Here is a 25,839-nt window from a genome sequence, read left to right as displayed (position 1 = left end):
ATCAACACATGTCTATCATTTGTACGCGTTCAGCGAAAGCCGGATCGGTCAACGGGACGCAACGCGGATCGCCTGCGGCCGGCTCCGGACGGTCGCACGCCGGTGGACGTCACCTGTGCCGATCGAGGCAGGACCGGCACATCCTCGTCGTCCCGGGTTCCAGGAGCATCCACAGATCATGCGTCGGCATGATCAGGTCCGCCTCGGGCGGCAGGCACGGCGGTGGCGCTCCACCCGACCGGACCGCGTGCGCCACCGACCGGTTCCCCTCCGGTACGACGATCCTGATGTTGCCGTAGTCGTCCGCGACGGGCCCGCCGTCCGTCGTGACGACGCGAGGTGGATCGGTGACCTCGTACCACGTCACGAGATCGGGCTGGTCGATCGCCCGGGCCGCCCGCGGAGGACCGGCCCGGGAGGTGTTGAGCCACAGCCCCACGTCGTGGGCGGGTTCCACCTCGACTCCCGGCCGGTACAACTCGACCACCAGCCACGCGACGTCCGGCGTGGCAACCCTGACCGCATCCGCCTCCGGGCCGCGCCGACGGCACACGACCGGCACCTGACCCGACCCCGGCGCCGGGCCGTTGTCGCCGTCGCCGCTCGGGACATAGCGGGGGTCGAGGTCGTGCAACGCCGCGGCGACGGCCTCCACGCCGACCCCGTAGAGGATGACACCGCGGGTCTGCTCGTTCACCCCGCCAGTCTCCGTCACCGCCGGCGTCCCTGGGCCCCGGCCGCAGGCCGGCTACCTGCGGTGCACGGCGTAGGTCAGGTGGGTGGTCCGCGACGACGGCTCGGAACGGATCGGCTCCAGCGCCACCCGGGACGCGTCGACGCCCTCGAAGAGGCGGGTGCCGGCGCCGAAGAGCACGGGCGACACCGCGACGGTGAACTCGTCGACCAGGCCGGCGTTGACGTACCGGAGGATCGTGGTGCCGCCGCCGGCGAGGCGGACGTCGCGGTCGCCGGCCGCCTCACGGGCCCGGTCGAGCGCCGCCTCGATGCCGTCGGTGACGAAGTGGAAGGTGGTCCCGCCGGGCCGCTCCCACGGGTCGCGGCCGCGGTGGGTCACGACGAAGACCGGGGTGTGGAAGGGCGCCTCCTCCGGCCAGGACCGCTCGCCGAGATCGAACATGCGCCGGCCCATGACGCTCGCACCGGTGCGCTCGAACGTCTCCCGGGCGATGTCGTCGGCGACTCCCTCCTCGCCGCCGGGGCCGAACTTGAGGTTCTCCCGGAAGAACCGCAGCGGGAAGATCCACTGCTGGAGCTCCATCCACTGCCCCATCCAGCGCCGCACCTCCGGGTCGTCGCGATTCTCGGGGGCGAAGATGTCGTCGACGGTGGTCACCGGCTCGGGCGCGACGTAGCCGTCCAGGGACATCGACACGCTGAAGAAGACCCTGCCGGCCATCAGAGCAGAGCCCCGGTGACGTAGGTGTCCAGATTGCTCAGGGTCTGCCGCCCACCCTCGATCGCGTGATACTTCTCGGCCGCCTCGTCGCGCAGCTCTCTGGTCGGGAAGACGGTGCGCATCACGAGCCGGGTCGCCGCGCCGTCCGGCTCGAAGGTGAGGATCGACTCGAAGGCGTTCGGGTCGCCGGCCGACTCACCGTGCAGCAGGACGATCCGTTCCGGTGGGACGATCTCGGTCCAGGTGATCCACTCCGGGTAGTCGGTGCCGTCCGGCCCGTGCATCACGAACTCCCAGACGCCGCCGACGTGGAAGCCGAACGACGCCGTCGTGGTGGTGAACCCCTCCGGGCCCCACCACCGCGACAGGTGCCGGACCTCGGTGAACGCCGTGAAGACCAGCTCCGGCGGTGCGCCGATGATCCGGGAGACGACGATCTCCCGGTCGGCCGTCCGCGTGTCCTGCCCTGTCATCGATCAATCCTCCCGGGGAGTCTGCTGAAGGTCCTGCACATAGGCGTCCAGCCGGTCGAAGCTGTCGGCCCAGAACCGCTCGAACCCGCCGACCCACTCGTGGATCGGCCGCAGCCCGCGGGCGTCCAGACCGTAGAGGCGCTGCTTGCCCGACTCGCGGACGCGCACCAGGCCCACCTCGCGGAGCACCCGCAGGTGCTTGGACGCCCGCGGCTGGCTCATCCCCAGCTCCTGGGCCAGGTCGGTGACCGGCCACTCCCCCGCCCGCAGCAGCGCCAGGATGTCCCGGCGCTGCGGCTCGGCGATCGCGTTGAACGCGTCCGACGTCGTCGCTGCTCGTGCCATGGCAGCCATCATATTCCGATAACGGAATGCGTCAAGCCGTACCGTCGGAGTCAGCGTTGCAGCGGAACGGCGACGGCACCGGCGTACCCGGGACGCTCGGCCTCGTCGAGCATCGCGGCGGCGACCGTGGCGCGGCTGACCCGTGCCGGGAACAGCCGGCGGGGTGCCTGCCCGAGCCCGACGGTGCGGCGGCCGGGGCCGGGCGGACCGTCCGACAGCGGGCCCGCATGGAAGACGGTTCCGCCGGCGTCCCGGATGATCGCGTCCGCGGTCTCCTTGTCGGCCCGGTCCGCGAGCATCCGCAGCAGGGTGCGGGTGAGCGGGCCGGCCGCCGCCGCCGACGCGCCGGTACCGAACGCGCCGAGCCAGACGATCCGGCCGGGGCGGGCGGCGGCGACGGCCCGGGCTCCCGCGGTCAGGACACCGGGCCGGTCGCCCTTGGCGACACCGAGACCGGACAGCACGATCCGCCGGCCGCGCAGGGCGGCGGCGACGGCGTCCGGGTCCTGGACGTCGGCGGCGGTACGGACCAGGCGCGCCGTCTCCGGCAGGGCGATCCGGCGCGGGTCACGGGCGACCGCGACGACGGTGTGCCCACGCTCGAGAGCCTGGCGGGTCAACTCGAGCCCGGTCGCCCCGGAGGCACCCAGCACAGTGATCTCCACGCCGGTCACCGCCGCCGGCCACGGGCAGCCGGTACGGTCGAGGGTGCCGAGGCGTCGCCGGAGTCGCAGACTCCGTCGCTGAGCCGATGCGTCTCCATCCTGGTCACCGCAGCGGCCGCAGGATCTCGAGGGCGGCCGCGTGCACGCCGGGTGCCGCCGCGAGGTAGCCGTCGCCGGTGACGTTCCACGGCCTGCCGTCGAAGTCGGTGACGATGCCGCCGGCCTCCTGGACGAGCAGCACCGGTGCGATGTGCGACCGCAGGTTGTCGAACTGCCAGTGCAGGTCCATCCGCCCGGCCGCGACCTGCGCCAGCTGATGCCCGACCGGCACCGACGCGCGGACGTACAGGGCGTGCCGCATCATCGCCGCGACGGCGGCACCGGCACGATCCGCGGCCGGGGCGTCCCGGCCGGGCCGGGCCTGACCGGTTCCGGTCAGCGCCAGCGCCAGGTCGGTCTTGGCGGAGACCCTCAGCGGTACGCCGTCCGCAGCCGCCCCCTGACCCGCGACGGCCGTGAACGTCTCACCGGCGACCGGCATGTGCAGCACCGCCAGCACCGGCCGCCCGTCCCGGACGAGGCTGACGCCGACGTTCCAGTCCGGCATGCCCTGCACCGCGTTCAGGTTGCCGCCGACCGGATCGACCACCCACCAGTCACCCGTGGGCATCGGCCCGGACCCGTGCTCGTCGGCGGTCCACCGTGAGCCGGGCAGTGCCGCGGTGAGGGCCGGCCGGAGGACACCGCTGACGGCGTCGTCGTTGGCGGCCAGGGCGGCGACGAGTTCCGCCCGTGTGACCGGCGGCGCCGGCGGGTGGGTGACCAGCGCGGCGGCAGCACGGACGGCGGCGGTCACGACGGTCAGAAGTCGTTGTTCGGTGGTCATGGCTCCACTCTGCGGCCGCCGGACAGTTGAGTCCAGTGCAATCTTGTTAGCGTAGGATTTACCGCCATGCAACTGGACTTGAATCTGCTCACGGTGCTCGACGCCCTCCTCCAGGAGGGCGGCGTGACCGGGGCGGCCCAGCGGCTGCGCCTGTCGTCGCCGGCGGTCAGCCGCAGCCTGGGCCGTCTGCGGCGGCTGACCGGCGACGACATCCTGGTCCGCACCGGGCGCACCATGACCCCGACGCCGTATGCGCTGGCGGTGCGCGACCAGGTCGGCGAACTGCTGCGACAGAGCCGGCAGGTGCTCGCGCCGAGCCGGGATCTCGACCTGGCCGGCCTGGACCGGGTCTTCACGCTCCAGGGCCACGACGCGCTGGCCACTGCACTCGCTCCGGCCCTGCTGGCCGACATCACCGGGTCCGCGCCGGGGGTGCGGCTGCGCTTCCTGGCCGAGACGGCCGTCGACACCGACGAACTGCGGCACGGGCGCGTCGATCTGGAGATCGGGTCCGCCGTGCCGGCGCTGCCGGAGATCCGGCACGAGGTGGTGGGCCACGATCGCTTCGTGGTGGCCATGCGCGCCGGTCATCCGTACGCCGCAGGGGTCGATCTCGAGGCTTTCGCGGCTCTGCCGCACGTGCTGGTGTCGCGCCGCGGCCGGTTGAGCGACCCGGTCGACGGCGTCCTGGAGGAGCACGGCCTGCACCGGCGGGTGCTCGCCGCCGTCGCCGCCACCGCGACCGCCGCCCACGCCGTCTCCCGCAGCGACGCCGTGCTGACCGCGCCGGCCCTGGCCCTGCGCCCGCTGGCCGACGCGTTCGGCCTGGTCACCGTGCCGCTACCGATCGAGCTGCCGAAGCCGCCGATCGTCTGCGGCTGGCATCAGCGCTTCGACACCGACCCGGCGCACGCGTGGCTGCGCGACCGGGTCCGCGCCGCCTTCACCGCGGTCCTCACCGGCTGACACCGGCGGCGCACCGCTCCCGCCGGCCCGATCACGATCCGCACCCACCGACCCCGCGCGAGCCACAATCCGCACCTACCGACGCGGGCAGCGCTCTCGTCGGCCGAAGCACGATCCGGACCCGCTGACACCGGTAGCGCCCGTCTCGCCCGGCGAATCGCGACCCTCGGCCGCCGCTCGCGGCAGCCCGGACCGGCACGGCCGGCCAACCAGTGGCCTGGATCACAGTCAGGAAAGATCCGATCGGGGTGCCGCGGTCGTCTATCAGGGCGTGAGAGACAGTCTGGACGCGGTTGACGAGGAAGAACTCGTGCGCCGCACCGCCGCCGGGGACCGGCGTGCGTTCGACGAGCTGTATCGGCGGACGTCGCCGTGGCTCGCCGTCCGGCTGCGCCGGCGGTGCGCGGACGCCGACGTGGTGGCCGACGTGATGCAGGAGACGTACCTCGCGGTGTGGCGGGCGGCCGGCAGCTTCGCCGGCTCCACCGCCCGGGGCAGCGCCGTGGGCTGGCTGTGGACGATCGCCGCGAACCGGATGGTCGACGCGTTCCGGCGCCGGGCCCGGCTGGCGCAGGTGCCGCCGGTGCCGACCGCCGAGACCGTCGCGCCGGCCGCCGAGGACGAGGTGATGGCCGGCCGTGTCGGCCAGGACCTGGAGCAGGCACTGCTGCGGCTGCCGCCGGAGGTACGGCAGGTGCTGCGCGCGATGGTGCTCGACGGGCTGTCCGCGCGGGACACCGCGCTGCTGTTGAACGTGCCGGAGGGCACCGTGAAGTCCCGCGCCCGGCGGGCCCGGATCGCGCTGCGGGAGGCGCTGTCATGAGCATGCACCCTGATCTGGCCGTGCTGGCCCGGTACGCCGACGGCGACCCCGGCCTCGACGAGGCGAGCGTGTGGTCGGTGGAGTCCCACCTGGAGGCGTGCGCGGACTGCCGGGCGCAGCTCGCCGGTCACGTGCCCGAGGACACCCGTGCCCTGCTCGACCTGGTCACCGCCGGTATCGACCGGGGTATCGGGGCGGGGCCCCCGCCCGTACCGCGTCGCCGGATCTGGTCGGCGGTGAGCCGCCGCTGGCTCGCGGTGACCCTGGCGCCGTGGCTGACGATGACGGCGGCCGTGCTGGGTTGCGCCGCTCTGCTGCACGCCGTGAATCCCGAACTGCCGTCGCTGGTGCTGCTGCTCGCGCCGGTGGCGCCGCTACCCGGCGTGGCGGTGTCGTGGAACCGGCGCACCGACCCGGCCTGGGAACTCGTCGCCGGCACCCCGGCCGCGGGACTCGGCATGCTGCTGCGCCGCACCGCCGTGGTGCTGGCCGTGGTGATCCCGCTGCTCACGCTGGCCGGCGCCCGAACCGGGGCGCCGCTCGCACTGCTGCTCACGCCGTGCCTGGCGTTCACCGCGGCGTCGATCGCGCTGGGCGCCCTGATCGGGGTGCGCCGTGCGGCGGCCGGGCTGGCCGCGGTGTGGGCGCTGGCCGTCGTGGTGCCCAGCCTGGCGACGGCGGAGCTGCCCGTCGTGCTGCACCCCGGCGGGGCCGCGGTCTGGGCGGTCGCCGCCGTGGCGATGGCCGGCTTCGCCGTCGCCCGCGCCGACCTGTTCCGCCGCCTCACCAGCGGCAACTGACCAGCCTGATCGCCGGGACACCGGCGAGTACCGCCACGGCAACAGACAAGCCGCATCGCCGGACCTCCGGCGGGTTCCGCCGCGGCAACAGACAAGCCGCATCGGCGGCAACAGACCGAACCGTCGCCGGACTCCGGCGGCCCGCCGCCTCATCAGCGGCAACAGACACAGGGAGTGACATGCGGACGATGAGTACGGCCGAGACGGCACCGGCCACCTACGCGTGGGCCGTGCACGCCGAGCAGTTGACGGTGCGGGCCGGCCGGCACCTGGCCGTCGCCGGGCTGGACCTGCGGTTGCACACGGGGGTGCACGGTCTGCTGGGCCCGAACGGCGCGGGCAAGACGACCCTGATGCGCGCGCTGGCCACCGTGCTGAGGCCGGCCGGCGGCGAACTGACCCTGCTGGGTGAACCGGTCAGCGGGCGGGGTGACCTGCGGCGGGTGCGGCGCGGGCTGGGTTACCTGCCGCAGGACTTCGGGTTCTACCCGCGGTTCACGGTGCGGGAGTTCGTCGAGTACATGGCCTGGCTCAAGGAGATGCCGAAGGCGGCGATCCCGGCGGCGGCACAGCGGGCGATCGAACGGGTGGGGCTCACCGCGAAGGCGGACGCGCGGATGAAGACGCTGTCCGGCGGCATGGTGCGCCGGGCCGGGATCGCGCAGGCCATCGTGAACGACCCGCAGGTGCTGCTGCTCGACGAGCCGACCGTGGGCCTCGACCCGGAGCAGCGCCTGGACTTCCGTGAGCTGCTGCTGGACATCGGCGTCGACAGCTGTGTGCTGGTCTCCACCCACCTGGTCGAGGACGTGGTCGCGGCGTGCACCGACGTCGTCCTGGTCAACGAGGGCAGGCTGGTGTTCCAGGGCAGTCCGGACGAGCTGATCGCGCACGGGGATCAGGGTGACGCCGGGTACAGCCCGGCCGAGCGCGGCTACTCGGCCCTGCTGCGCCGCCACCGCGCGGGTGCCGCGTGAACCGCGTCCTGACGATCCAGTTGCGCCGTTTCGGCCTGCCGGGTGCCGTGCTGGTCCTGCTGGCCGGTACGGCCGGGCTCTACTCCCGCACGGTGGCGTGGTCGGGCGGCTGGATCTCCCTGGCCATGAGCCTGCGCGAATACCTCATGCTGATGTGCCCGGCAGCGCTGGCCGCCGGTGCCTGGCTGGCCCGCCAGGAGCACCGGGCGAAGGTGGCGGAACTGTTCGCCGGCACCCCCCGCCCGCGCCACCAGCGGGTGCTGTCGACGCTCGCGGCGGTCGGCCTCGCGGTGACCGGCGGCTACCTGGGGGTGCTGGCGGTGACCGCACCGTGGATCGCCGGGACCGCCCGCTATCTGCCCGGCGCGGCGGTCGCGGTCGCCGCGGTCGGGGTGCTGGCGGTGATCGCGGCGGCCTGGATCGGGCTGGCCGTGGGGCGTCTGCTGCCGAACCCGGCCACCGCCCCGGTACTCGCGGTGATCGGCCTGCTGGCCATCGTCGCCGGGCCGGCGGCGTTCCGGCAGGAGTGGCAGTCGGCGCTCGCCTCGCCGTCGTGGGGCATGAGCCCGTTCAGCGAGTTCCAGACCGTGCCGGGCCGGGCCAGCGCGGCGCAGGCGATCCTCGCGGCCGCCCTCGCGGTGGCCGGTGCGATTCTGCTGGCGGCGGGCCGGTGGCGTACGCGTGCGGTGGCGCTGGTCCCGGTCGTGCTGGGACTGGTGCTCAGTGTCGCGGTGATGCCGCGCGACCACGACAACATCGTCTTCGACCCGGTCGCGCAGCAGCTGGTGTGCACCGGTGACGCGCCCCGGGTCTGCGTCGGCCGGGTGCACGCCGGACTGTTGCCCGAGGTCACCCCGCATGCCCGGCAGGCGCTCACGCTCCTGGCGCGACTCCCGGACCCGCCGACTGCGGTGCAGGAGGACACCAACGACTACCTCGACGACGACAATCCGCTGCCCGGTCCGGACACCGTCGTGTTCCGGCTGGAGGTCGGCGGCGACGGTCACCTCGCCGACCCCGATCATCTGCTGCCCCGGCTGTTGCAGGCCGCCGGTGCCGATGCCGCCGCCTGCCCCGAGGGGTACGACGTACCGGTCGCGCGGGCGGTGGGCGCCTACCTGGCCGGCCGTCCACCGGCCCGTGACCCGCAGGAATCCCCGCTGGTGCGGGAGCCGGGCGGGCCGCCCGTCCCCGACTACGACGCCGAGGCGACCGTGCTCTGGGAGGGTCTGCGGCAACTGCCGGAGGCGGAGGCGCTGGCCCGGGTGGCCGCGGTCCGCAAGGCCGCCCTGGAGTGCACCGGCATGACCGGTCTGCTCGACGGGGGCACCCGGTGAGGTTCCTGGTCCTGCACCTGCGCTCGCGGCGGGTTCCGGTGGCGCTGGCCACGGCCGCCGGTGTGACCGTGCTGATGTGGACGGTGGTGGCGGCCTTCGCGGAGAGCCGGGACGCCGACCTGACGATGGTCGTCCTGCTCGTGCTGCTGCTGGTCTCCGCGCTGGCACCCACGTTCGGCGGCGCCGACGACGCGCTGGAGCGGACCTCCTCGCTGCGATGGCCGCCGCGCCGGGCCGCGCATCTGCTCGCCGGCCTGGCCGTGATCCTCGCGCTGGTCCTGGTGACGCTGGTGACCGCCGCCCGGTTCGGGCCGGCGGTGCTGGTGCTGCGCGATGCCGCGGGTCTGCTCGGGCTGGCGGCCCTGGGCGCGGCCGTGCTCGGTGCGGGACGGTCCTGGTTCCTGCCCTTGAGCTGGACGCTGCCGGCCGCGCTGTTCCCGTTCGGCGGCACGGCGGTGGCCGGTCAGGTACTGACCTGGCAGTCGCAGCCCCACGACAGCCGGGCCGCGGCCGTCACGGCGGCCGTCGTCGCCGTCGTGGGGCTGGGCGCCTACGCGCTACGGGGACCGGCGCCGCGGGCGGCCGCCTGAGGTCGTGACGCTGTGCCCCTACGCGTCATGGGAGCCGGCGCCGCGGGCGGCCGCCTGAGGTCGTGACGCCGTGCCCCTACGCGCCATCGGGGCCGGCGCCGCGGGCGGCCGCCCGCACACCAGTGGTGAGGTCGTCGTCGGTGATCGGGCGGACCACCCGGCACGGGACACCGACGGCGACCGACATCGGCGGGATGTCGCGGCTGACCACGCTGCCGGCGCCGATGACCGAGCCGTAGCCGATGCGCACGCCGGGCAGGACCACGGCGTTGCTGCCGATCCACACCCGGTCCTCGATCACGATCGGCTCGGAGAAGCGGCGGAAGTTCTCCCGCAGGGCCGGGTGGATCGGGTGCCCGGTGGTGGTCAGGGTGACGCCGGGGGCGATCATGACGCCGTCGCCGATGCGGATCTCGACGTCGTCGACGAACGTCAGGTTGACGTTGCCGAAGAAGTCGTCGCCGATGTGCACGTTGCTGCCGAAACCCGCGTGGAACGGGGAGAGCAGCACGGTCCGGGCGCCCACCGAACCCAGGATCCGCTCGAGCAGCGCCCGCCGTGCCGTGTCGTCACCGGGACGGGTGCCGTTGTACTCGAAGATCAGGTCCGCGCGCCGTTGCGGGTTCCGGAACGCCGCCTCGGACTCGGTGTAGAGCAGGCCGCTCCCGATCCGGTCCAGCACCTCATCGTGATCAGTCATGGCTCCATGATCCAGCCTTCCGGCGAGCGACTCTCGTAACTTTCGGGGTCAATGTGCCTACCTCTTGCGCGCGGGGGTGCGCGTAGCGCGTACAACTGCCGTCTTTTGATGCTTTAACCTGCGCTTATGCGGTCGTCTTGCGGGCGGAGATCTTTCTCGGTATTTCCGCATGGTTTCCGTAAGTTGTTGACAAGGCTGCGGTCCGCGGGCCACCATCTCCGCAATGACGGGCCTCGATGGCCGTCACCACCGCCCCGCGGGACGGCATCCTCCCCCGATGTGGATCGCCGTGTCCGTGGGACCGTTCCCCGGCCCTTCATCAGGAGGCGCACTCCCATGACCGCAGAACTCCCCCGCCCCGAGCGCCACAGACGTGGCCGCATCCGCATGCTCCTCGGCGCCGCCTGCGCCGCGGCGATGGCCGTCTCCGGTGTGATGGTCGCCGGCGCCGCGCACGCCGAAGCCGACCGGACGGTCAGCTCCAACACCACCGGCACCCACAACGGGTACTACTTCTCGTTCTGGAAGGACAGCGGCAACGCGAGCATGACGCTGCGTGCCGACGGCCGTTACTCCAGCAGCTGGGACCGCAGTACCAACAACTGGGTCGGCGGCAAGGGCTGGGCCACCGGTAACCGCCGGACGGTCACCTACTCGGGCTCCTACAACCCGGGCAACAACAACACCTACCTCGCCCTGTACGGGTGGACGCGCAGCCCGCTGATCGAGTACTACGTCGTCGAGAACTTCGGCAGCTACAACCCGAGCAGCGGCGCCACCCGGATGGGTACGGTCACCACCGACGGCGGCACGTACGACATCCTGCGCAGCCAGCGGGTCAACGCCCCGTCGATCGACGGCAACCAGACGTTCTACCAGTTCTGGAGCGTCCGGCAGCAGAAGCGCAGCTCCGGCACCATCACCGTGGCCAACCACTTCGACGCGTGGGCCCGGGCCGGGCTGAACCTCGGCACCAACCACAGCTACCAGATCATGGCGACCGAGGGCTACCAGAGCCAGGGCAGCTCCGACATCACGGTTCGCGAGGGCTCCGGCCCGACGAACCCGACCAGCCCGACGCCGGGTGGCAGCAACTGCACCGCCACCCTGTCGGCCGGTGAGCAGTTCGGTGACCGGTTCAACCTCAACGTCGCGGTCAGCAACGCCACCAACTGGACCGTCACGCTCAACCTCAACGGTGGGCAGAGCATCCAGAACAGCTGGAACGCCGCGGTCAGCGGCAGCAGCGGAGCGGTGACGGCACGGCCGAACGGCAGCGGCAACAACTTCGGTGTGACCGTCATGGCCAACGGCAACTGGACCTGGCCGACGATCACCTGCCGAGCGGGCTGACCCCGCGCAACGCATTCCAGTGGCGCGGCGGCCCCGGCTGCCGCGCCACCTCCAGCGAAAGGTTCCCGATGACGATCGCCAAGGCCGCCGTCACCACGATCCGTAACCCGGTGCTGCCGGGCTTCCACCCGGATCCGTCGATCCTGCGGGTCGGCGCCGACTACTACATCGCGACGTCGACGTTCGAGTGGTATCCCGGGGTGCGGATCCACCACTCGACCGACCTCGTCGACTGGCGGCCGCTCGGCGGCGTGCTCACCGAACGGCGGCTGCTCGACCTCACCGGGACCGCCGACTCGTGCGGCGTCTGGGCACCCAACCTGACGTACGCGCACGGTCTGTTCCACCTGCTGTACACCGACGTGGCCACGTTCGCCGGCGGCTACTGGGATCCGCAGAACTACCTGGTCACCGCGCCGAGCATGGCCGGGCCCTGGTCGGATCCGGTGGTGCTGCACGGCCGTGGTTTCGACGCGTCACTGTTCCACGACGAGGACGGCACGACCTGGATGCTGTCGATGCGCGCCGACTGGCGGCCCGGCCGCAACCGCTTCGCGGGAATCTCGATCCAGCGGTACGACCATCGGACACGCCGGCTGGTCGGGCCGGAGCACGTCATCTTCGAAGGCACCGACGCCGGCCTCACCGAGGCACCCAACATCTACCGCAAGGACGGCTGGTACTACCTAGTCACCGCCGAGGGCGGCACCACGCTGACGCACCAGGTCACCGTCGCCCGGTCCCGGCGGCTGTTCGGGCCCTACACGGTGGACCCGGCCGGGCCGACGCTCACCTCCGCCGGGCGTCCCGACCTGGCGCTGCAGAAGGCCGGGCACGGCAGCCTCGTACAGACGCCCGACGGTGAGTGGTATCTGGCGCACCTGGTGGCCCGGCCGTACGCGCCGTCCGGCCGGTGTGTGCTCGGCCGCGAGACCGCGCTGCAGAAGGTCGAATGGCCGGCCGACGGATGGCCGCGCGTCCCGGACGGCATTCCGGCCGAGGAGATCCCGGCGCCCGCCGGTGTCACCGCGCCACCGCCGCCGGCCTCGCCCGCCTCCATCGGGTCCCTTGCCGACGACCATTTCGACACCCCGGTGCTGTGCCCCGACTGGTCGACGCTGCGCCGCCCCGCCACACCGGACTGGGTCGACCTGACCAGCCGCCCGTCGTATCTGCGGATCCAGGGCGGGCAGTCGCCGATGGCCCGGCACCGGCCGAGTCTGGTGGCCCGCCGCGTGACCGACTCCCGCTGCACCTTCGAGGCGACGGTCGAGTTCGTGCCCCGCAACTTCCGGCAGCTCGCGGGCATCACCGCCTACTACAACTCGCGCAACTGGTACTACCTGCACATGACCGCCGACGACGACGGCCGTCCGGTGCTGGACGTGCTGTGCTGCGACAGCGGGCGCGTCGCCGCCGCCCCGGGCCTGCGGATCCCCCTGGACGTACGGCGGGTGGGGTTGCGCGCCAGACTCGACGGGCCGGCGCTGACCTTCGCCTACCAGACCACGCCCGGCTCCTGGCACGAGCTGGGCCGGACCTTCGACGCCACCACCCTCTCCGACGAGTACGCCGTGACCATGGTCCCCGGCGAACCGGAGGCCTGGGGCTTCACCGGCGCGTTCGTCGGCCTGTGGGTCCAGGACCTGGGCGCCGAGGGCGGCTACGCCGACTTCGACCGGGCCGTCTACACGACCGGCTGAACCGGCGCGGTACCGTGCGCGGAACCGTTTCGGAAAGGACAGGCCTTGGGCGTGGTCATCGAGGCCTACAGCCGGCTGGCGTCCGTCGGCGCGCACGACATCCGTTGCGCGCCGGACCGGCACCGGAACGGTTTCCGTCCCGAGCACTTCCGCCAGCCGCCCGGCCGGCGAATGGCATCACGAGGCTTTCGACAATTTCACCCGGGCCTGTTCGACGGCGGCTTGATCGACTTCTGGTGAGGCCGCCTCGATCAGCATCGCGGGGATGCGATCGCCCCCTGCGCCCGGATCTCATCCAGCCATGGGCGCGGACGGCGACCGGCCGACCTCTCGCTGGAACGTCACCATCACCCAGGAACACATGAGGAAGGTTGCCACTATCGCCGCGTATGCGGGCCAGACCGGAACGTCTGCGGTCCCGCCTGCGGCGGCCAGGATGGAGACGACAAGAGACGGGATCGAAGAAACACCGAGACCGGCGATCGACAACGTCGAGTAGGCCGAAGGTGATTTCTCCGGCCGTTCGGCGCCGCTCTCCTTGAGATGTGGCGCGACGGAAGCCACGGCGAGGACGGCCACCACCGCACAGACGCCGAATACGGTAGCGGCGGAGTCACCTACCTGATGGAGTCCCGCCACCTGGTAGGCGGTTATCAGCAACGGCGCCAGGCTTCCGGAGACGATGCCGATCTCCCGCTCGATCCGGAGGTTGGAACACAGGATCAACTGGTGGATGCCCAGTAGTCCCATGAGCCCGGAGACGCCGAACCCGGTACCGGCGACAACGTGACCCACTTCCAGGGCGCGGGCGAACTCCTTCATCCCGGAGAGCACCGAATACGCCAGGGACGACGTCGTCATCCCCATGAAACACGAGAACAGCAGCAACAATGCACTTTGCATGCGCCCATCGGTTTTGCGGCCTTCTCTGGCCGCGCCGATCTGATAAGTGAGCAGGACCACGATGGAGCTGAAAGCAAAACCGGCGATCACTCCGGAGAGCTGCGAATAGGCGTCGGCCACCTGTGCCGCGTCGAAGGAGGGCCCGCCAGGCAAGACAATCCCTTCGCCGCCCGACGCATAATATGCGAATGCGTCTCGACGCAAAAAGCTAGCAGATGGATCCGACGAAATCACAAGAGTCGATCTTGCACCCACTGTCGGCAATCAAACAACGAAGCCCTGAACCGCCGCGATGGCCCGTTCGGCTGATCCTCGAACTCCGCCTGGGGGTTATTGCTGTCTCCCGGGCCGGGAGACAGCAATAACCCATAGGCGGCCTGTCAGATGGACCGAAGATGATCGGCCACCTATGCGAAATTGCTGCCACCGGCACGGCTGCACGCCAGCGGCGGCGCCGGGTGGCGCGTGCCCCGGCGGGCGATGCTCGCGGATCGGACACGGCCCGCGTCGCGGGACCGGCAGCCCGGCCCGGTGGAGCCGCGTCGCGTCACGCGACGCAGAACTCGTTGCCCTCCGGGTCGAGCATGACGATGTGGCCGAACTGCCCGTCATAGAACTGCTCCCGCACGATCGTCGCCCCTGCCGGTAGGAGGCTCGCCGCCTTCCGGCGGATCAGGCGTTCGCGGTCGGCCGGGTCCTCCGGCGGCTCGCCGGCCGCCCGGATGTCGATGTGCATCCGGTTCTTGGCGGATTTGGCCTCGGGCACACGGAGGAAGGCGATTGCCGGGCCTCTGCCCTCCGGATCGACGATCGAGGCGCCGCCGGGATCCTCGTAGCCCGGCTCGGGCACGTAGCCGAGGGCCTCGGCCCAGAACGCCGCCATCCGCCGCGGATCGGTGGCGTCGCAGCCCAACGTCCATCGCGTCACCATGGAACGCACGCTACAACCGTCGTCCCGGCGGGCGGCGGTGGCCCGGTTCGACGCGGGGTCGTCCCGGCGGGCGGCGGTGGCCTGGGTCGAGGCCGGGTCGTCCCGGCGGGCGGCGGTGGTCCGGGGCGACGCCGGGTGGTGCGGACGGCGATGTCGACGGCGCGGGGACGTCGGTGGTTCAGCCGCGGGAACCGGTGGCGAGCCCGCCGGTCACGGTGACGAACGAGTGGGGTGGCAGGTGGACCCGCAGGCGGCCGCCGGCCAGGACGGCGCCGTCGTGAAGACGGGGCTCCACGGCACCCGGCGACCCGGGCGTGTTGTGGTCCTGGAGTGCCGCCGACGTCAGGATCAGCGCTTCGACCGCCTCGACGGTGCCGCCGCGCAGGTCGATCTCCACGTCGGCGGAGGAGGAGGCGTCGAGGTTGGACAGCGAGACCAGGAGCCGGCCGTCCTTGTGGCTGGCCGACATCGACACCGTGGTGAGGGTGGTGTCGCCGACCGGCCGGGACGGCGGTGCGGTGCGCAGGTCGACGCGCAGCGACGTCGCGTCCTGGTGGCCGCGGTTCATCCGGAAGACGTGGTAGGTCGGGGTCAGGACCAGCGCGTTCGAGTCCGGGTCGGTGAGGATCATGGCCTGCAGGACGTTCACCGTCTGGGCGATGTTCGCCATCACGAGACGGTCGGCATGGCGGTGGAAGACGTCGAAGTGCACACTCGCGACCAGCGCGTCGCGCAGCGTGTTCTGCTGGTAGAGGAAGCCGGGGTTGGTGCCGGGCTCCACGTCGAACCAGGTGCCCCACTCGTCCAGGACCAGGCCGACGCTCCGGGTCGGGTCGTAGCAGTCCATCACGGCGGCGTGCCCGGCGAGCACCTCCTCGATCCGGGCGGCGGCCACCATCGTCCGGTAGTGCTCGTCGGTGTCGAAGGCCGTGGCCGAGCCCTTGTCCTCCCAGGTGGGGCCGGTGAGCGTGTAGTGGTGCACGGACAGGGCGTGGAAGGCGGTGGTGGTGACCCGCCGGCAGCCCAGGTGCCCGAGCTGCTTCATCAGCGTCTCGGTCCACGCGTAGTCGGTGCCGTTGGCCCCCGCGGCGATCTTGTAGAGCCTGTTGTCGCCGTAGTCACGGCAGTAGGTGCCGTACCGCCGGGCCTCGGTGGCGTACTGCGAGGCGGTCATGTTGCCGCCGCAGCCCCACGCCTCGTTGCCCAGACCCCAGAACCGGACCCGCCACGGCTCGTCGCGGCCGTTGGCCTTGCGCAGCCGGGCCATCGGTGAGTCACCGTCACGGGTCAGGTACTCGACCCACTCGCTCATCTCGCGGACACTGCCGGAGCCGACGTTGCCGCTGATGTACGGCTCCGCGCCGAGCAGCTCACACAGGGCCATGAACTCGTGCGTACCGAAGTGGTTGTTCTCCTCGACGCCACCCCAGTGGGTGTTGACCATGACCGGGCGCTGCTCGCGCGGGCCGATGCCGTCCCGCCAGTGGTATTCGTCGGCGAAGCAGCCGCCGGGCCAGCGCAGGTTCGGGATGTCCAGGGCGCGCAGCGCCTCCACCACGTCGAGGCGGATGCCGCCCTCGTGCGGGATGCCGGAGTCCTCGCCGACGTAGAAGCCGCCGTAGATGCAGCGGCCCAGGTGCTCGGCGAAGTGGCCGTAGACGTGCCGGTTGATCCGGGGGCCGTCGATGTCCAGGTTGATGACGGCTTCGACGGTCAACGGAGAACGCCTTTCACGTGGTCGAGACGGCCGGCGGTGGCGAGGGTGAACGACGCGGTACGGCCGGCGTGGTGCACCTGGTAGTCACCGAGGAAGCCGCGGACCTCGACGCGCCCGGCGTGGTCGGTGCGCAGGGTCGTCGGCGGGAGCCACCACTCCCCCTTCACCAGGGTGCGCAGCGCATCGTACGCCGGCTTGGGTGTGCCGTCGGCGCGGACGAGGCCGGCCGGCGCGCCGAGCCAGGCGCCCTCGTCGGACAGGCCCCAGTAGGTGACCGCCTGCACCGACGGGTGCGCCAGAAGGGTGCGGTAGTGGCGCTCGATCTCGTCGGCCTGGCGGGCCTCGCCCTCCGGTGTGGACGGCCACGACGCGGGCTGGTGGTCGTTGAGGTCGTCGATGTCCGGGGGCATCAGGTCGCCGGAGACCAGGGTGGTCTCGGTCATGTGCAGCGGCAGACCGTACCGCGCGAAGCGGTCGAGCACCTCCAGCGTCCGGTCCTCACCCCAGTAGCCCTGGTGCATGTGGCTCTGGAGACCGAGCGCGTCGATCCGGATGCCGGCTTCGAGGACGCCTTCGATGAGGCATTCGTACGCCGTGGACATGTCGAAGTCGTTGAGCAGCAGTGTCGCCCCCGGGTTCGCCGCCCGCGCCTCCTCGAACGCCAGGCGCACGGTGGCGATCCGGCCCTTCTCCCGGGCCAGCCGGGTGATCGCGTTGACCTGCTCCTCGTTGCTGAACACCGGCATGATCACGACCTCGTTGATCGCGTCCCACGTGTCGACGACGTCGGCGAAGCCGGTGACCTCGCGCCGGATCCGGGCGCGGACCGTCGCCTCGACCTCGGCGGTGGGCAGCTCCCGCAGCCAGTCGGGCGCCAGGGTGTGCCACACCAGCGGATGGCCTTTGACGCGGGCGCCGTGGTCGGCGAACCACTGCGCGGCACGCCGCAGCCGCTCGGTGTCGGGCCGGCCGCGCTCCGGCTCGAACAGGCTCCAGTAGAACGGCAGGGTCGCGGTGTTGAAGACGTCGAACCAGAGGGCGGCCTGGTCGTGCAGCGCGTCGGACTCGCCGTTGGCCAGCGGGACGTAGTCGAAGCCGATGTTGCCGAACCCGAAGGCGTGGGCGCGCTGCTCGACGACGACATCGCGGTCCGCCAGCGGCTGTCCGTCGTCGTCGAGCACGGTGACCACGGTGTCGCCGATGCGATGCCGGAACTGGCTTGCCGTCACGGGGTGCCTCCTGTCGCCGACGGGCCGGGCCTCAGCGTAGGAGCCGAACCGAGTGGAAGTCCAGCGGAAATTCCGATCGGATTCCGATACTTACGAGACGGAAGGAGGGGGTGCCGGTGCGCTCGGATCCCCGGCCGAGCGCACCGGCACCGGTGGGGTTCAGCGTTGCATGGTGAGCAGGCCCGGCCGCCAGGGAAGCTGGTCGTAGGGACCGCCGGCACTGGGGTTCTTGCCCTGGTACAGCAGTTGCAGGTTGCAGGGGTCGATGGTCTTGGTCTGGTCCGGGTTGCTGCGGACCAGGTCGCCGTGGCTGATGTCGTTGGTCCAGGTGGCGCCGCTGTTGGCCTTGCCGGCGAACGGGTTGCTCTCGGTGGCCGCCTGCGGTGTCCAGTTGCCGTTGAGGCTGGTCGCGGTGAACGACCGGAAGTACCGGCCCTGGCTGCCGATCGCCTCGACGATCATCAGGTACTGGTTGTGGCCCTGCACCTTGTAGACCTCGGGCGCCTCGAACAGGTTGTTCCTCGTGTCGCTCATGATCGTGGTGTACGACGACCCGAAGTTGCCGGGGAAGTTCCCGATCGGCATGCTGGCCCGGTAGATCCTGCCGTTGTCACCGGCGAAGAACAGGTACATGTTCTGCCCGTCGGCGATCAGGGTCTGGTCGATCGGGCCGGTGCCGGAGTCGGTGATGCTGCCGGTGAACAGTGGCTGCGGCGCAGACCAGCCGTTGGGGTTGGTCGGGTCGCTGGAGGTGCGGTAGATGAACGGCCAGGCGCCCCACTGGTAGGCGAGCACCCAGATGTTCTTCGGGGCGAAGTACAACAGGGTGGGCGCCACGGTGCCCTGGTTCATCCCGTTCTGGGCGGCGCCGGCCATGTCGGACCAGTTGGTGAACGGGGTGAAGTTCATCGAACCGTACGAGGAGCCGTTCACGTTCGACGCGTACACCAGGTGTTTGCCGTTGTGGACGACGTTGGTGAAGTCCTTCAGCGAGACCCAGCCGTTCTTCGGGTTCGCCAGCACCCCGCTCGACGACCACCGGTAACTCGACGGCAGCGTGCAGTTGCCGCCGGGCGTGGACGGTGAGGTCGACGGCGACGGGCTGGACGGCGAGCTCGGCACCGGCGCTCCGGTGCAGGCCACACCGTTGAGGCTGAAGGCCGACGGCACGGGGTTGCTGCCGGTCCACGAACCGGTGAAGCCGAACGACACCGAGCCGTTGGTCGGCACCGAGCCGTTGTAGGCCACGTTGGCCGCGGTCACGGTCGTGCCGCTCTGGGCCACCGAGGCGTTCCACGCCTGGCCGACCTTCTGCCCGGCGTCATAGGCCCAGGTCAGCGTCCACGCCGACAGCGGGTCGCCCAGGTTGGTGACGGCCACGTCGGCGTTGAAGCCGCTCTGCCACTGCGACGACACGGTGTACTTGACCGAGCAGCCGGCCGCCGCCGCGCCCGCGGGCAGGGCCATGGCGACCGCCGCCGAGGCCGTCACCAGGGCGGCCGACGCCAGGCCGGCGTGAACCGATCGAAATCTGGTCATGCTTCCTCCTAGGGCGTGGTCAGGTCGAAACGGTTGACGGTGACCGCGCCGCCCAGGGACTGGGTGGCGTGGTTGAAGATGCCGAACCGGTAGCCCATGAAGAACTGCCAGGCGTTGTTGAGCGTGAAGGCCGGGCCCAGGTTGGTGAAGGTGGTCCCGTTGGTGCTGTAGGAGAAGGTGGCGGTACGCCCGGAGCCCGGCCGGATGTCGGCGGAGACCCGCAGCCAGATCTTGCCGCCGGAAACGCTCGCGCCGGCCGCCTCGCTGCCGGTGCCGGTGGTGGCCCAGCTGGAGTTCATGGTCAGCCCGTTGGTCATCGACACCCGGGTGGCGCCGTTGTCCTTGCGGATCCCGATCCAGGCCGACTGATCACGCAGCATCGCCAGGCCGGCCCGGTCGCCGTTGGCCATCTGCGAGTAGTCGAGTTCGATCGTCGCGGTCGAGGACGGGCCCTGGATCCGGTGGGTGAGCGTGTTGCGCGCGCTGTACAGGTCGTTGGTCACCGTGGCGGTGGACAGCCGCAGCCCGCTACCGGTGCTGAACCGGCTGGTGTCGGGGTTGTGGTTCCACTCCCAGCGGTGCCCGAGGGCGGCCCCGGTGAACGTGTCCGGTCCGGTCATCGGCTGCACCGTCTTCGTGGTGCTGATGTTCGGCTTCGGATAGGTGGCGCCCCACCGGCCGTTGACGGTGGTCAGCACCGGCCAGTCGTTGCTCCACGTGATCGGGGCCAGGGTCGGGACCCGGCCGCCGGGGTAGGCGTCGGTGAACGCCATGTACCACCAGTCACCGGCCTGGGTCTGGACCAGGCCGCCCTGGTGCGGCACTCCCCCACCGGAGATCGGACCGGGAAGATCGAGCAGGACCTGCCGCTGCTCGTACGGACCCCACGGGCTCGTCGACCGCAGGACGTACTGGCCGTTCGCCGGCCGGGTCAGCCAGATGTAGTAGTAGTTGCCCCGCTTGTACATGCGGGCGCCCTCGAGGGTGCCGATGTTCGACGGCGTGGTGTAGACGGTCTGCGCCCGGACCTGCGAGGTCAGATCGGAGGAGAGCTGGGCGACGCTGATCGTGCCGTTGCCGTAGGCCACGTACGGGGTGTCGTTGTCGAACATCAGCCCGGCGTCGTAGTAGCAGTTGTTGATCCGGGCCTTCTTCGACCAGGCCCCGTCGACCGCCGACGCGGTGTAGACGTAGGTGCGGTTGAACTCGGTGCAGCCCAGCCAGTAGTAGGTGCTGTTGCTCGGCCGGTAGTTGAGCGTCGACGCCCAGATCCCCTTGACGTAGGCACGGCCACCGGTCAGGTCGTAGGCGGACGAGTCGAAGTCCAGCCGCGGCACCGAGTGCCCGGCGTACTCCCAGTTCACCAGGTCGTAGGAGCGCAGGATCGGCGCACCCGGCGAGTAGTGCATGGTCGACGCCGAGTAGTAGTAGGCGTCGCCGACGCGGATGATGTCGCCGTCGGCGAAGTCCTGCCACACCACCGGGTTGGTGAAGGTGCCGGTGCCCGGTGTGGTGGTGCCGAGTCTGACCAGCTGCCACTGCTGATTGGTGCCGTTCCAGTCGGCGTACTGCACGATGTTGGCATTGTCAGCCGTCGACGCGCCCTGCACCTCCAGGGCCTTGCCGCTGTTGCGGTTGATCAGCTGGACGTACCCGTCGATGTCCTGGACGCTGAACTGCTGGTTGGTCGCGTTGTTGTCGGCCCACTGGACGATCGCGCCGCCGTCGGCGGTGGACCCGCCGGACACGTCGAGGACCTTGCCGGAATGCTTGGACCTCAGCCGGTAGAAGCCGCCGCCGGAGTCGACGAACTGCCACTGCTGCTGTGCCTGGTCGTTACGCGTCCACTGGGTGATCCGGGCACCGTCGTTGGTGGCCAGGTTGTAGAGGTCCAGTGCCTTGCCGCTGTTGCGGTTGACCAGCACGTAGGAGGCGCTGGTGTCGATCGTCGCGGCGGACGCCGTGTCGGTGCCGGTGAGGCCCAGGGCCACCCCGAGGACGGCGGTCAGGACGGCTGCGGCGAATCTTCTCATCGGCTCCTCGCTTCGGTGGTGCGGGCGGCGCCGGCGAACTGCCACCAGTTGACGTTGAACAGGTAGCCGCTGCCGCCGGTGAAACGCAGGTACAGGTCCTGGGTGCCGGTGGCACCGCCGACCGGGCAGGTGACCGTGGTCCAGGCCTGCCAGCCGCCGGTTCCCGGCACCGCACACGTGCCGGCCAGCGCACCGGTGGGGCCGCCCAGCCGCACTTCGAGGCGGCCGCCCGAGGTACCGGAGGCGACCCGGGCGGAGAACGACGTCGCTCCGGATCCGAAGGCGACCCCCTTGACCTTGATGTAGTCGCCGTTCTCGAGGAAGCCGACGTTCATACCGCCTTCGCTCGCGCGCTCGGTCTCGACCCCGGAGCTCCAGGCGATCGTCTCGGCCTCCTGCCGGGCGTACGGGTTGAGCGTGCCGTTCTGCGGCGCCCCGCCGGTGGTCATGGTGATCTGCGGGATGGTGCCGTCGGCGTTGTAGGTGAACTTCTCCACGGCGACCGAGCGGGTGAAACCGCCGCCGCCGGGCAGCGCGCCGTTGTGGTAGAAGAAGTACGAACCGCCGTTGAAGTCGATGATCCCGGCGTGGTTCGTGAAGCTGCCGCCCTGGGTGGGCATGACGGTGCCGCGGTAGGTCCACGGCCCGGTCGGGCCCGGCGCGGTGGAGTATGCGATGAACTCCGAGCAGCACTTGGCGGCGAAGACGTTGTAGTAGAGGCCGTTGCGTTTGTAGACCCAGGGGCCTTCCTCGTACAGCGTCGGCCGGTTGGCGTCACCGGTGCGGGTGCCGAACCCGGCCGTGGTCAGCGGGATCTTCGTGGCGCTGCCGCTGTAGCTGATCATGTCGGTGTTCAGCCGCACGTACCAGAGATTGGGGTTGCCCCAGTACAGGTAGGCCTGGCCGCCGTCGTCGATGAAGACCGTCGGGTCGATCTCGCCGTTCTCCACCAGCGGCCGCCCGAGCGCGTCGGTGAACGGGCCGGTCGGGCTGCTGGCCACGCCGACGCCGATGGCCATCCGGCCGGTGGCCCGGTTGACGACCGGCACGTACCAGTAGAACTTGCCGTTGCGCTGCACGACCTGGCCGGCCCACGCGTCCTGGCTGGCCCAGCTGAAGGTGGCCAGGCTCATCGGCGAGCCGTGGTCGGTCCAGTTCACCATGTCGGCCGACGAGTACACCCGCCACTCCTTCATGGTGAACCAGGTGGAGTTGTCCTCGTCGTGGCCGGTGTACAGGTAGACGCGGCCGTTGTGGACGAGGGGCGCCGGGTCGGCGGTGTAGATGGTCTGCACGATCGGGTTGTCGGCGTGGGCGGGCGCCGGAGCCACCGCGGCCAGGAACACGGTGGCGGCCAGGCAGAGCAGCCCGGTGAACATCCTCTTGATCATGAGGTCCGGCTCCATCGCTGGTTGGCGGCGGCGGAACAGGTCCACAGCAGGACCGGCGTGCCGTTGGCGGTGAGGTTGCGGTCGACGTCCAGACAGAGGCCGGAGGCGACCCCGCGGACGGTGCCGTCGCCGTTGAGCGTCCACTGCTGGTTGGTCCCGCCGGTGCAGTCCCAGAGCTGGGCCTTGGAGCCGGCCGTGGCACCGGTCGGCGCGTCGAGACACTTGCCGAGCGCCTGGACGCTCTGGCCGCTGACGGTCCAGCGCTGGTTGGTCTGACCGTTGCAGTCCCAGATGACCGGCTGGGTGCCGTTGGCGGTGTTGCTGTTCGGCACGTCCAGGCACCGGCCGGAGGCGGCGCTGACCAGAGTGGTTCCGGTCGGCGTCGGGTTGACGCCGCCGCCGCTGACCCGGAAGACGGCCGTGCCGTGCGCGGGCACACTGGCGCTGATGCCGCCGGTGCTGCTGCTGGTCGCTCCGGTCCAGGCGTCCAGCAGGGTGAAGGAACTGCCGGACTTGCCGATCGCGGCGGCGGTGGTGGAGATCGTCGTGGTGGATCCGCCCTGGTTGAACAGGGCGACCGCGACGTCACCGTTGGCGAGCCTCTTGGCCAGGACCCGGCGGGTGCCGTCGTACGACACCTGGGTCCCCTGCAGTCCGAGGGTGTCCTGGTTGATCGCGATCAGGCGGGGGTTGGTGAGGATGTCACGGGTGGTCGTGCTCTGCGAGCGCACGTCATTGCCGGCGATCAGCGGCGACGCCATGATCGCCCAGAGTGCGAAGTGGCTGCGCTGCTCGGTCTCGTTCAATCCGGACCTGCCGACCTCCATCATGTCGGGGTCGTTGAACGATCCGGGGCGGGCGTACCCGGCGAGCGGGACGGTGACGTCGACGATGTTCTTGACACCCATCGGGTAGCCGTTGGTCTGACCGGTGTCCCAGGCGGCGCTGATGTCCTCGGTGGTGCGCCACATGTTCGCGACGTCGCCCCAGTTGCGCTGGGGGCCGGTCTTGGCGTGAATGCTGTTCGGGTTGATGCTGTAGACGATCGGCCGGCCGGTCGCGGCCAGCGCGTCGCGCATCTTCGCGAACGTCGCCACCTGGTCGTTGATGGAGCCGGCCGGGGAGCACCAGTCGTACTTCAGGAAGTCGACGCCCCAAGCGACGAACTGCCGGGCGTCCTGCGCCTCGTGTCCCTGAGCGCCGGTGGCGCCGGGATAGCTGTTGAAGTACTGGGCACAGGTCTTGTCCAGTGGCGCCTGGTAGATGCCGAACTTCAGGCCCCGGGCGTGGATGTAGTCGCCGAGCGCCTTCATGCCGCTGGGGAACCGGGTCGGGTCGCCCTGCAGGTTGCCGGCCGAGTCGCGGTTCGGGTTCATCCAGCAGTCGTCGACGACGACGTACTGGTAGCCGGCGTCGCGCATGCCGCTGCTGACCATCGCGTCGGCCATGCCGCGGATCAGTGACTCGTTGATGTTGCAGCCGAAGGTGTTCCAGCTGTTCCAGCCCATCGGTGGGGTCCGGGCGACGCCGTTGTCGAGCGCCCGGGCGGCGGGTGCGCCGGTCAACAGCAGGCACACGGCCAGCAGGCCGGTCAGGATCTTCCTCATCGTCTCGTCCAGTTCTGGCTGGTAGCGCCGGTGCAGGTGCGGAGGGTGACGGTGCTGCCGTTGGCGGTGCCGCCGGCGTCCACGCAGAGGCCGGACTGCGCGTTGCGGATCGTGCCGCCGGACGTGTAGGACCACCGCTGGTTGGTGGCGCCGCTGCAGTCCCACAGCTGCGCCTTGGCTCCCGTGGTGGCTCCGGTCGGCGAGTCGAGGCACTTGCCCAGCGACTGGACGGTTTGCCCGTCGTAGGCCCAGCGCTGGTTGCCGGCGCCGCTGCAGTCCCAGATGATCGGCTGGGTGCCGTTGGCGGTGCTGCTGCCCGGGACGTCCAGGCATCGGCCGGAGGCGGCGCCGACCAGCGCGCCGCCGGTCCCGGGGACCGGGTCGCCGATGGATCCCTGGACCGAGCGCAGTGCCGCGTACCAGGTGGCGGCCATCTTGTCGTAGCCGCCGGCGGTCGGATGGACGCCGTCGATCAGATCGGCGGTGGTGAGGGCGGCGTGCATGTCGACGAGATGCACGCGCTGGCCCTTGCCGCGCACGATGTTCGCGAGAGCCGCGTTGAAGGTACGTGCGGCGGCGTTCTGGCCGGAGTTGCCCAGCGGGATGATCGTGGCCACGAAGACGTCCGCCGTGGGCACGGTGCCGGTGATGCGGTCGATCAGCGCGGAGGCCCGGCCCGGCGCACCGGACAGGTTGTAGTTCTGAAGCACGTCGTTGGTGCCGATGTGCAGCAGCACGGTCCGTGGCGTCGTGGTGCGCAGCCAGCCGGCGATGTTGGCGTCGATCTGGTCGATCCGCCACCCGGGAAGCCCCTGGTGATCGTGGTCGCCGAGAGCGGCCGGTCCGTTGAACTGGGTGCCGACGAAATCGACCCGGTATCCGGCGGACGCCATGCGCTGCCAGAGCCCGATCCGGTAACCGCCGGGCACCTGCGTGCCCTCGGTGATCGAGTCGCCCAGCGGCATGACCCGGGTACCGCCGTTGGATTCCGCGGCCGCCGCGCCGGGATGGAGAAACACACCGGCAACGGCCAGAACGGCTGTGAGTACGGCCGTACGGAACCGTCGTCTTCGTGTGGGCATGGCGAGGCCTCCTCGGGGAAAATCGGCGTCGCTGTTATCGCTCACACGCCACCACGCGCTGCTCATCGGAGGGTGCAGTGCGGGGTGGGCCAGGGATGGGAGCGCTAACAGCTGACTCGGAGATTGCCAGGATGTTTCGGGACATTCAAGGGGCTCTTTCTACGACGTTTGACTGTGTTCACATCGCGCCAGAATTCGTACCCGTGAAAGTGTTATAGAGGACCGTCACCGGAAGTCATCGGGAGATCGGGGCCGGGAAATTGTTATCCCGGCCGCCACGGGATTGTCGCGACTTGCATTTTCCCGAAATGCGCTGGCACCATGGGAAACCCCCGATGGGAACGCTCCCATTGACATTTGCCCGCCGGAAAG

The 25,839-nt window shown here is 70.8% G+C and carries 25 protein-coding genes; 9 read left to right on the top strand and 16 right to left on the bottom strand.

Translation table 11 applies throughout. From position 1 onward, the window contains the following. Positions 1-109: 109 nt before the first annotated feature. The 6 genes from BC793_RS16345 to BC793_RS16320 form a co-directional block, all read right to left on the bottom strand. On the bottom strand, positions 110-715 hold the full coding sequence (locus BC793_RS16345) for a hypothetical protein (RefSeq protein ID WP_146246302.1): 606 nt from the start codon (positions 713-715) through the stop codon (positions 110-112). A 33-nt stretch (positions 716-748) separates the two neighbouring features. After that, positions 749-1,417 carry a dihydrofolate reductase family protein gene (locus BC793_RS16340; RefSeq protein WP_109593362.1) on the bottom strand — a complete coding sequence of 223 codons (669 nt, stop codon included), beginning with the start codon at positions 1,415-1,417 and terminating at the stop codon, positions 749-751. Continuing rightward, positions 1,417-1,890, bottom strand: coding sequence for an SRPBCC family protein (locus BC793_RS16335; protein WP_109593361.1), 474 nt, complete (start codon positions 1,888-1,890; stop codon positions 1,417-1,419). Before BC793_RS16335 ends, BC793_RS16340 begins: the two co-directional genes overlap by 1 nt. 3 nt (positions 1,891-1,893) lie before the next feature. Beyond that, positions 1,894-2,235 (bottom strand): ArsR/SmtB family transcription factor, encoded by a 342-nt coding sequence (locus BC793_RS16330; protein WP_109593360.1) that lies wholly within the window; start codon positions 2,233-2,235, stop codon positions 1,894-1,896. 50 nt (positions 2,236-2,285) lie between these two features. Further along, entirely contained in the window at positions 2,286-2,900 is a 615-nt protein-coding gene (locus BC793_RS16325; protein WP_109593506.1) for an NAD(P)-dependent oxidoreductase, read from the bottom strand. 103 nt (positions 2,901-3,003) lie between these two features. Continuing rightward, the gene (locus BC793_RS16320; protein ID WP_109593359.1) at positions 3,004-3,786 is read right to left on the bottom strand and encodes an inositol monophosphatase family protein; all 783 of its coding nucleotides are present in this window, start codon (positions 3,784-3,786) and stop codon (positions 3,004-3,006) included. 66 nt (positions 3,787-3,852) lie between these two features. On the opposite strand from BC793_RS16320, the gene BC793_RS16315 reads away from it, so the two are divergent. From BC793_RS16315 to BC793_RS16290, 6 genes are all read left to right on the top strand, one after another. Beyond that, positions 3,853-4,752 (top strand): LysR family transcriptional regulator, encoded by a 900-nt coding sequence (locus BC793_RS16315; RefSeq protein WP_109593358.1) that lies wholly within the window; start codon positions 3,853-3,855, stop codon positions 4,750-4,752. Positions 4,753-5,023: 271 nt separating this feature from the next. Further along, a complete protein-coding gene (locus BC793_RS16310) occupies positions 5,024-5,575 on the top strand; it encodes an RNA polymerase sigma factor (RefSeq protein ID WP_109593357.1) in 552 nt (183 codons plus the stop codon). Continuing rightward, positions 5,572-6,375 (top strand): cupin domain-containing protein, encoded by an 804-nt coding sequence (locus BC793_RS16305; protein ID WP_109593356.1) that lies wholly within the window; start codon positions 5,572-5,574, stop codon positions 6,373-6,375. Before BC793_RS16310 ends, BC793_RS16305 begins: the two co-directional genes overlap by 4 nt. 179 nt (positions 6,376-6,554) lie before the next feature. After that, the gene (locus BC793_RS16300) at positions 6,555-7,352 is read left to right on the top strand and encodes an ATP-binding cassette domain-containing protein (protein ID WP_109593355.1); all 798 of its coding nucleotides are present in this window, start codon (positions 6,555-6,557) and stop codon (positions 7,350-7,352) included. Then, positions 7,349-8,689, top strand: a complete 1,341-nt coding sequence (locus tag BC793_RS16295) for a hypothetical protein (protein ID WP_109593354.1) — start codon at positions 7,349-7,351, stop codon at positions 8,687-8,689. The genes BC793_RS16300 and BC793_RS16295 overlap by 4 nt, the downstream gene beginning before the upstream one ends. Beyond that, positions 8,686-9,279 (top strand): hypothetical protein, encoded by a 594-nt coding sequence (locus BC793_RS16290; RefSeq protein WP_109593353.1) that lies wholly within the window; start codon positions 8,686-8,688, stop codon positions 9,277-9,279. The genes BC793_RS16295 and BC793_RS16290 overlap by 4 nt, the downstream gene beginning before the upstream one ends. Positions 9,280-9,355: 76 nt before the next feature. On the opposite strand, the gene BC793_RS16285 is transcribed toward BC793_RS16290, so the two are convergent. Next, on the bottom strand, positions 9,356-9,979 hold the full coding sequence (locus BC793_RS16285; RefSeq protein ID WP_109593352.1) for a sugar O-acetyltransferase: 624 nt from the start codon (positions 9,977-9,979) through the stop codon (positions 9,356-9,358). 336 nt (positions 9,980-10,315) lie between these two features. Here BC793_RS16285 and BC793_RS16280 point away from each other — a divergent pair, with 336 nt between their 5' ends. The 3 genes from BC793_RS16280 (at position 10,316) to BC793_RS16270 (ending at position 13,275) form a co-directional block, all read left to right on the top strand. Continuing rightward, positions 10,316-11,332 (top strand): glycoside hydrolase family 11 protein, encoded by a 1,017-nt coding sequence (locus tag BC793_RS16280; protein WP_109593351.1) that lies wholly within the window; start codon positions 10,316-10,318, stop codon positions 11,330-11,332. A gap of 68 nt (positions 11,333-11,400) precedes the next feature. Beyond that, positions 11,401-13,035 carry a glycoside hydrolase family 43 protein gene (locus BC793_RS16275; RefSeq protein WP_109593350.1) on the top strand — a complete coding sequence of 545 codons (1,635 nt, stop codon included), beginning with the start codon at positions 11,401-11,403 and terminating at the stop codon, positions 13,033-13,035. A gap of 45 nt (positions 13,036-13,080) precedes the next feature. Continuing rightward, positions 13,081-13,275 carry a hypothetical protein gene (locus tag BC793_RS16270; protein WP_146246301.1) on the top strand — a complete coding sequence of 65 codons (195 nt, stop codon included), beginning with the start codon at positions 13,081-13,083 and terminating at the stop codon, positions 13,273-13,275. Between the two features lie 51 nt (positions 13,276-13,326). On the opposite strand, the gene BC793_RS16265 is transcribed toward BC793_RS16270, so the two are convergent. The 9 genes from BC793_RS16265 to BC793_RS16225 all read right to left on the bottom strand — a co-directional run bounded on the left by BC793_RS16265 (position 13,327) and on the right by BC793_RS16225 (position 25,467). Beyond that, a complete protein-coding gene (locus BC793_RS16265; RefSeq protein ID WP_109593348.1) occupies positions 13,327-14,058 on the bottom strand; it encodes a hypothetical protein in 732 nt (243 codons plus the stop codon). A 427-nt stretch (positions 14,059-14,485) separates the two neighbouring features. Then, complete coding sequence (locus tag BC793_RS16260; protein WP_109593347.1) at positions 14,486-14,869, bottom strand: VOC family protein; 384 nt, start codon at positions 14,867-14,869, stop codon at positions 14,486-14,488. A gap of 178 nt (positions 14,870-15,047) precedes the next feature. Further along, positions 15,048-16,586, bottom strand: a complete 1,539-nt coding sequence (locus tag BC793_RS16255; RefSeq protein WP_109593346.1) for an alpha-N-arabinofuranosidase — start codon at positions 16,584-16,586, stop codon at positions 15,048-15,050. Continuing rightward, on the bottom strand, positions 16,583-17,815 hold the full coding sequence (locus BC793_RS16250; protein WP_109593345.1) for an endo-1,4-beta-xylanase: 1,233 nt from the start codon (positions 17,813-17,815) through the stop codon (positions 16,583-16,585). Before BC793_RS16250 ends, BC793_RS16255 begins: the two co-directional genes overlap by 4 nt. Before the next feature lie 159 nt (positions 17,816-17,974). Next, positions 17,975-19,354 carry a non-reducing end alpha-L-arabinofuranosidase family hydrolase gene (locus tag BC793_RS16245; protein ID WP_109593344.1) on the bottom strand — a complete coding sequence of 460 codons (1,380 nt, stop codon included), beginning with the start codon at positions 19,352-19,354 and terminating at the stop codon, positions 17,975-17,977. Positions 19,355-19,362: 8 nt separating this feature from the next. Then, positions 19,363-21,387, bottom strand: a complete 2,025-nt coding sequence (locus tag BC793_RS16240; protein WP_109593343.1) for a family 43 glycosylhydrolase — start codon at positions 21,385-21,387, stop codon at positions 19,363-19,365. Then, positions 21,384-22,778 (bottom strand): glycoside hydrolase family 43 protein, encoded by a 1,395-nt coding sequence (locus BC793_RS16235; RefSeq protein ID WP_109593505.1) that lies wholly within the window; start codon positions 22,776-22,778, stop codon positions 21,384-21,386. The genes BC793_RS16240 and BC793_RS16235 overlap by 4 nt, the downstream gene beginning before the upstream one ends. Next, complete coding sequence (locus BC793_RS16230; protein ID WP_109593342.1) at positions 22,775-24,385, bottom strand: glycoside hydrolase family 27 protein; 1,611 nt, start codon at positions 24,383-24,385, stop codon at positions 22,775-22,777. The genes BC793_RS16235 and BC793_RS16230 overlap by 4 nt, the downstream gene beginning before the upstream one ends. Further along, positions 24,382-25,467 carry a ricin-type beta-trefoil lectin domain protein gene (locus BC793_RS16225; protein ID WP_109593341.1) on the bottom strand — a complete coding sequence of 362 codons (1,086 nt, stop codon included), beginning with the start codon at positions 25,465-25,467 and terminating at the stop codon, positions 24,382-24,384. Before BC793_RS16225 ends, BC793_RS16230 begins: the two co-directional genes overlap by 4 nt. Positions 25,468-25,839: the final 372 nt, after the last annotated feature.

Source organism: Actinoplanes xinjiangensis (assembly GCF_003148685.1).
In the GTDB taxonomy this organism is placed as follows: domain Bacteria; phylum Actinomycetota; class Actinomycetes; order Mycobacteriales; family Micromonosporaceae; genus Actinoplanes; species Actinoplanes xinjiangensis.
Note: the sequence above shows the minus strand (reverse complement) of the source record. Positions and strands in the feature narration are given on the sequence as shown.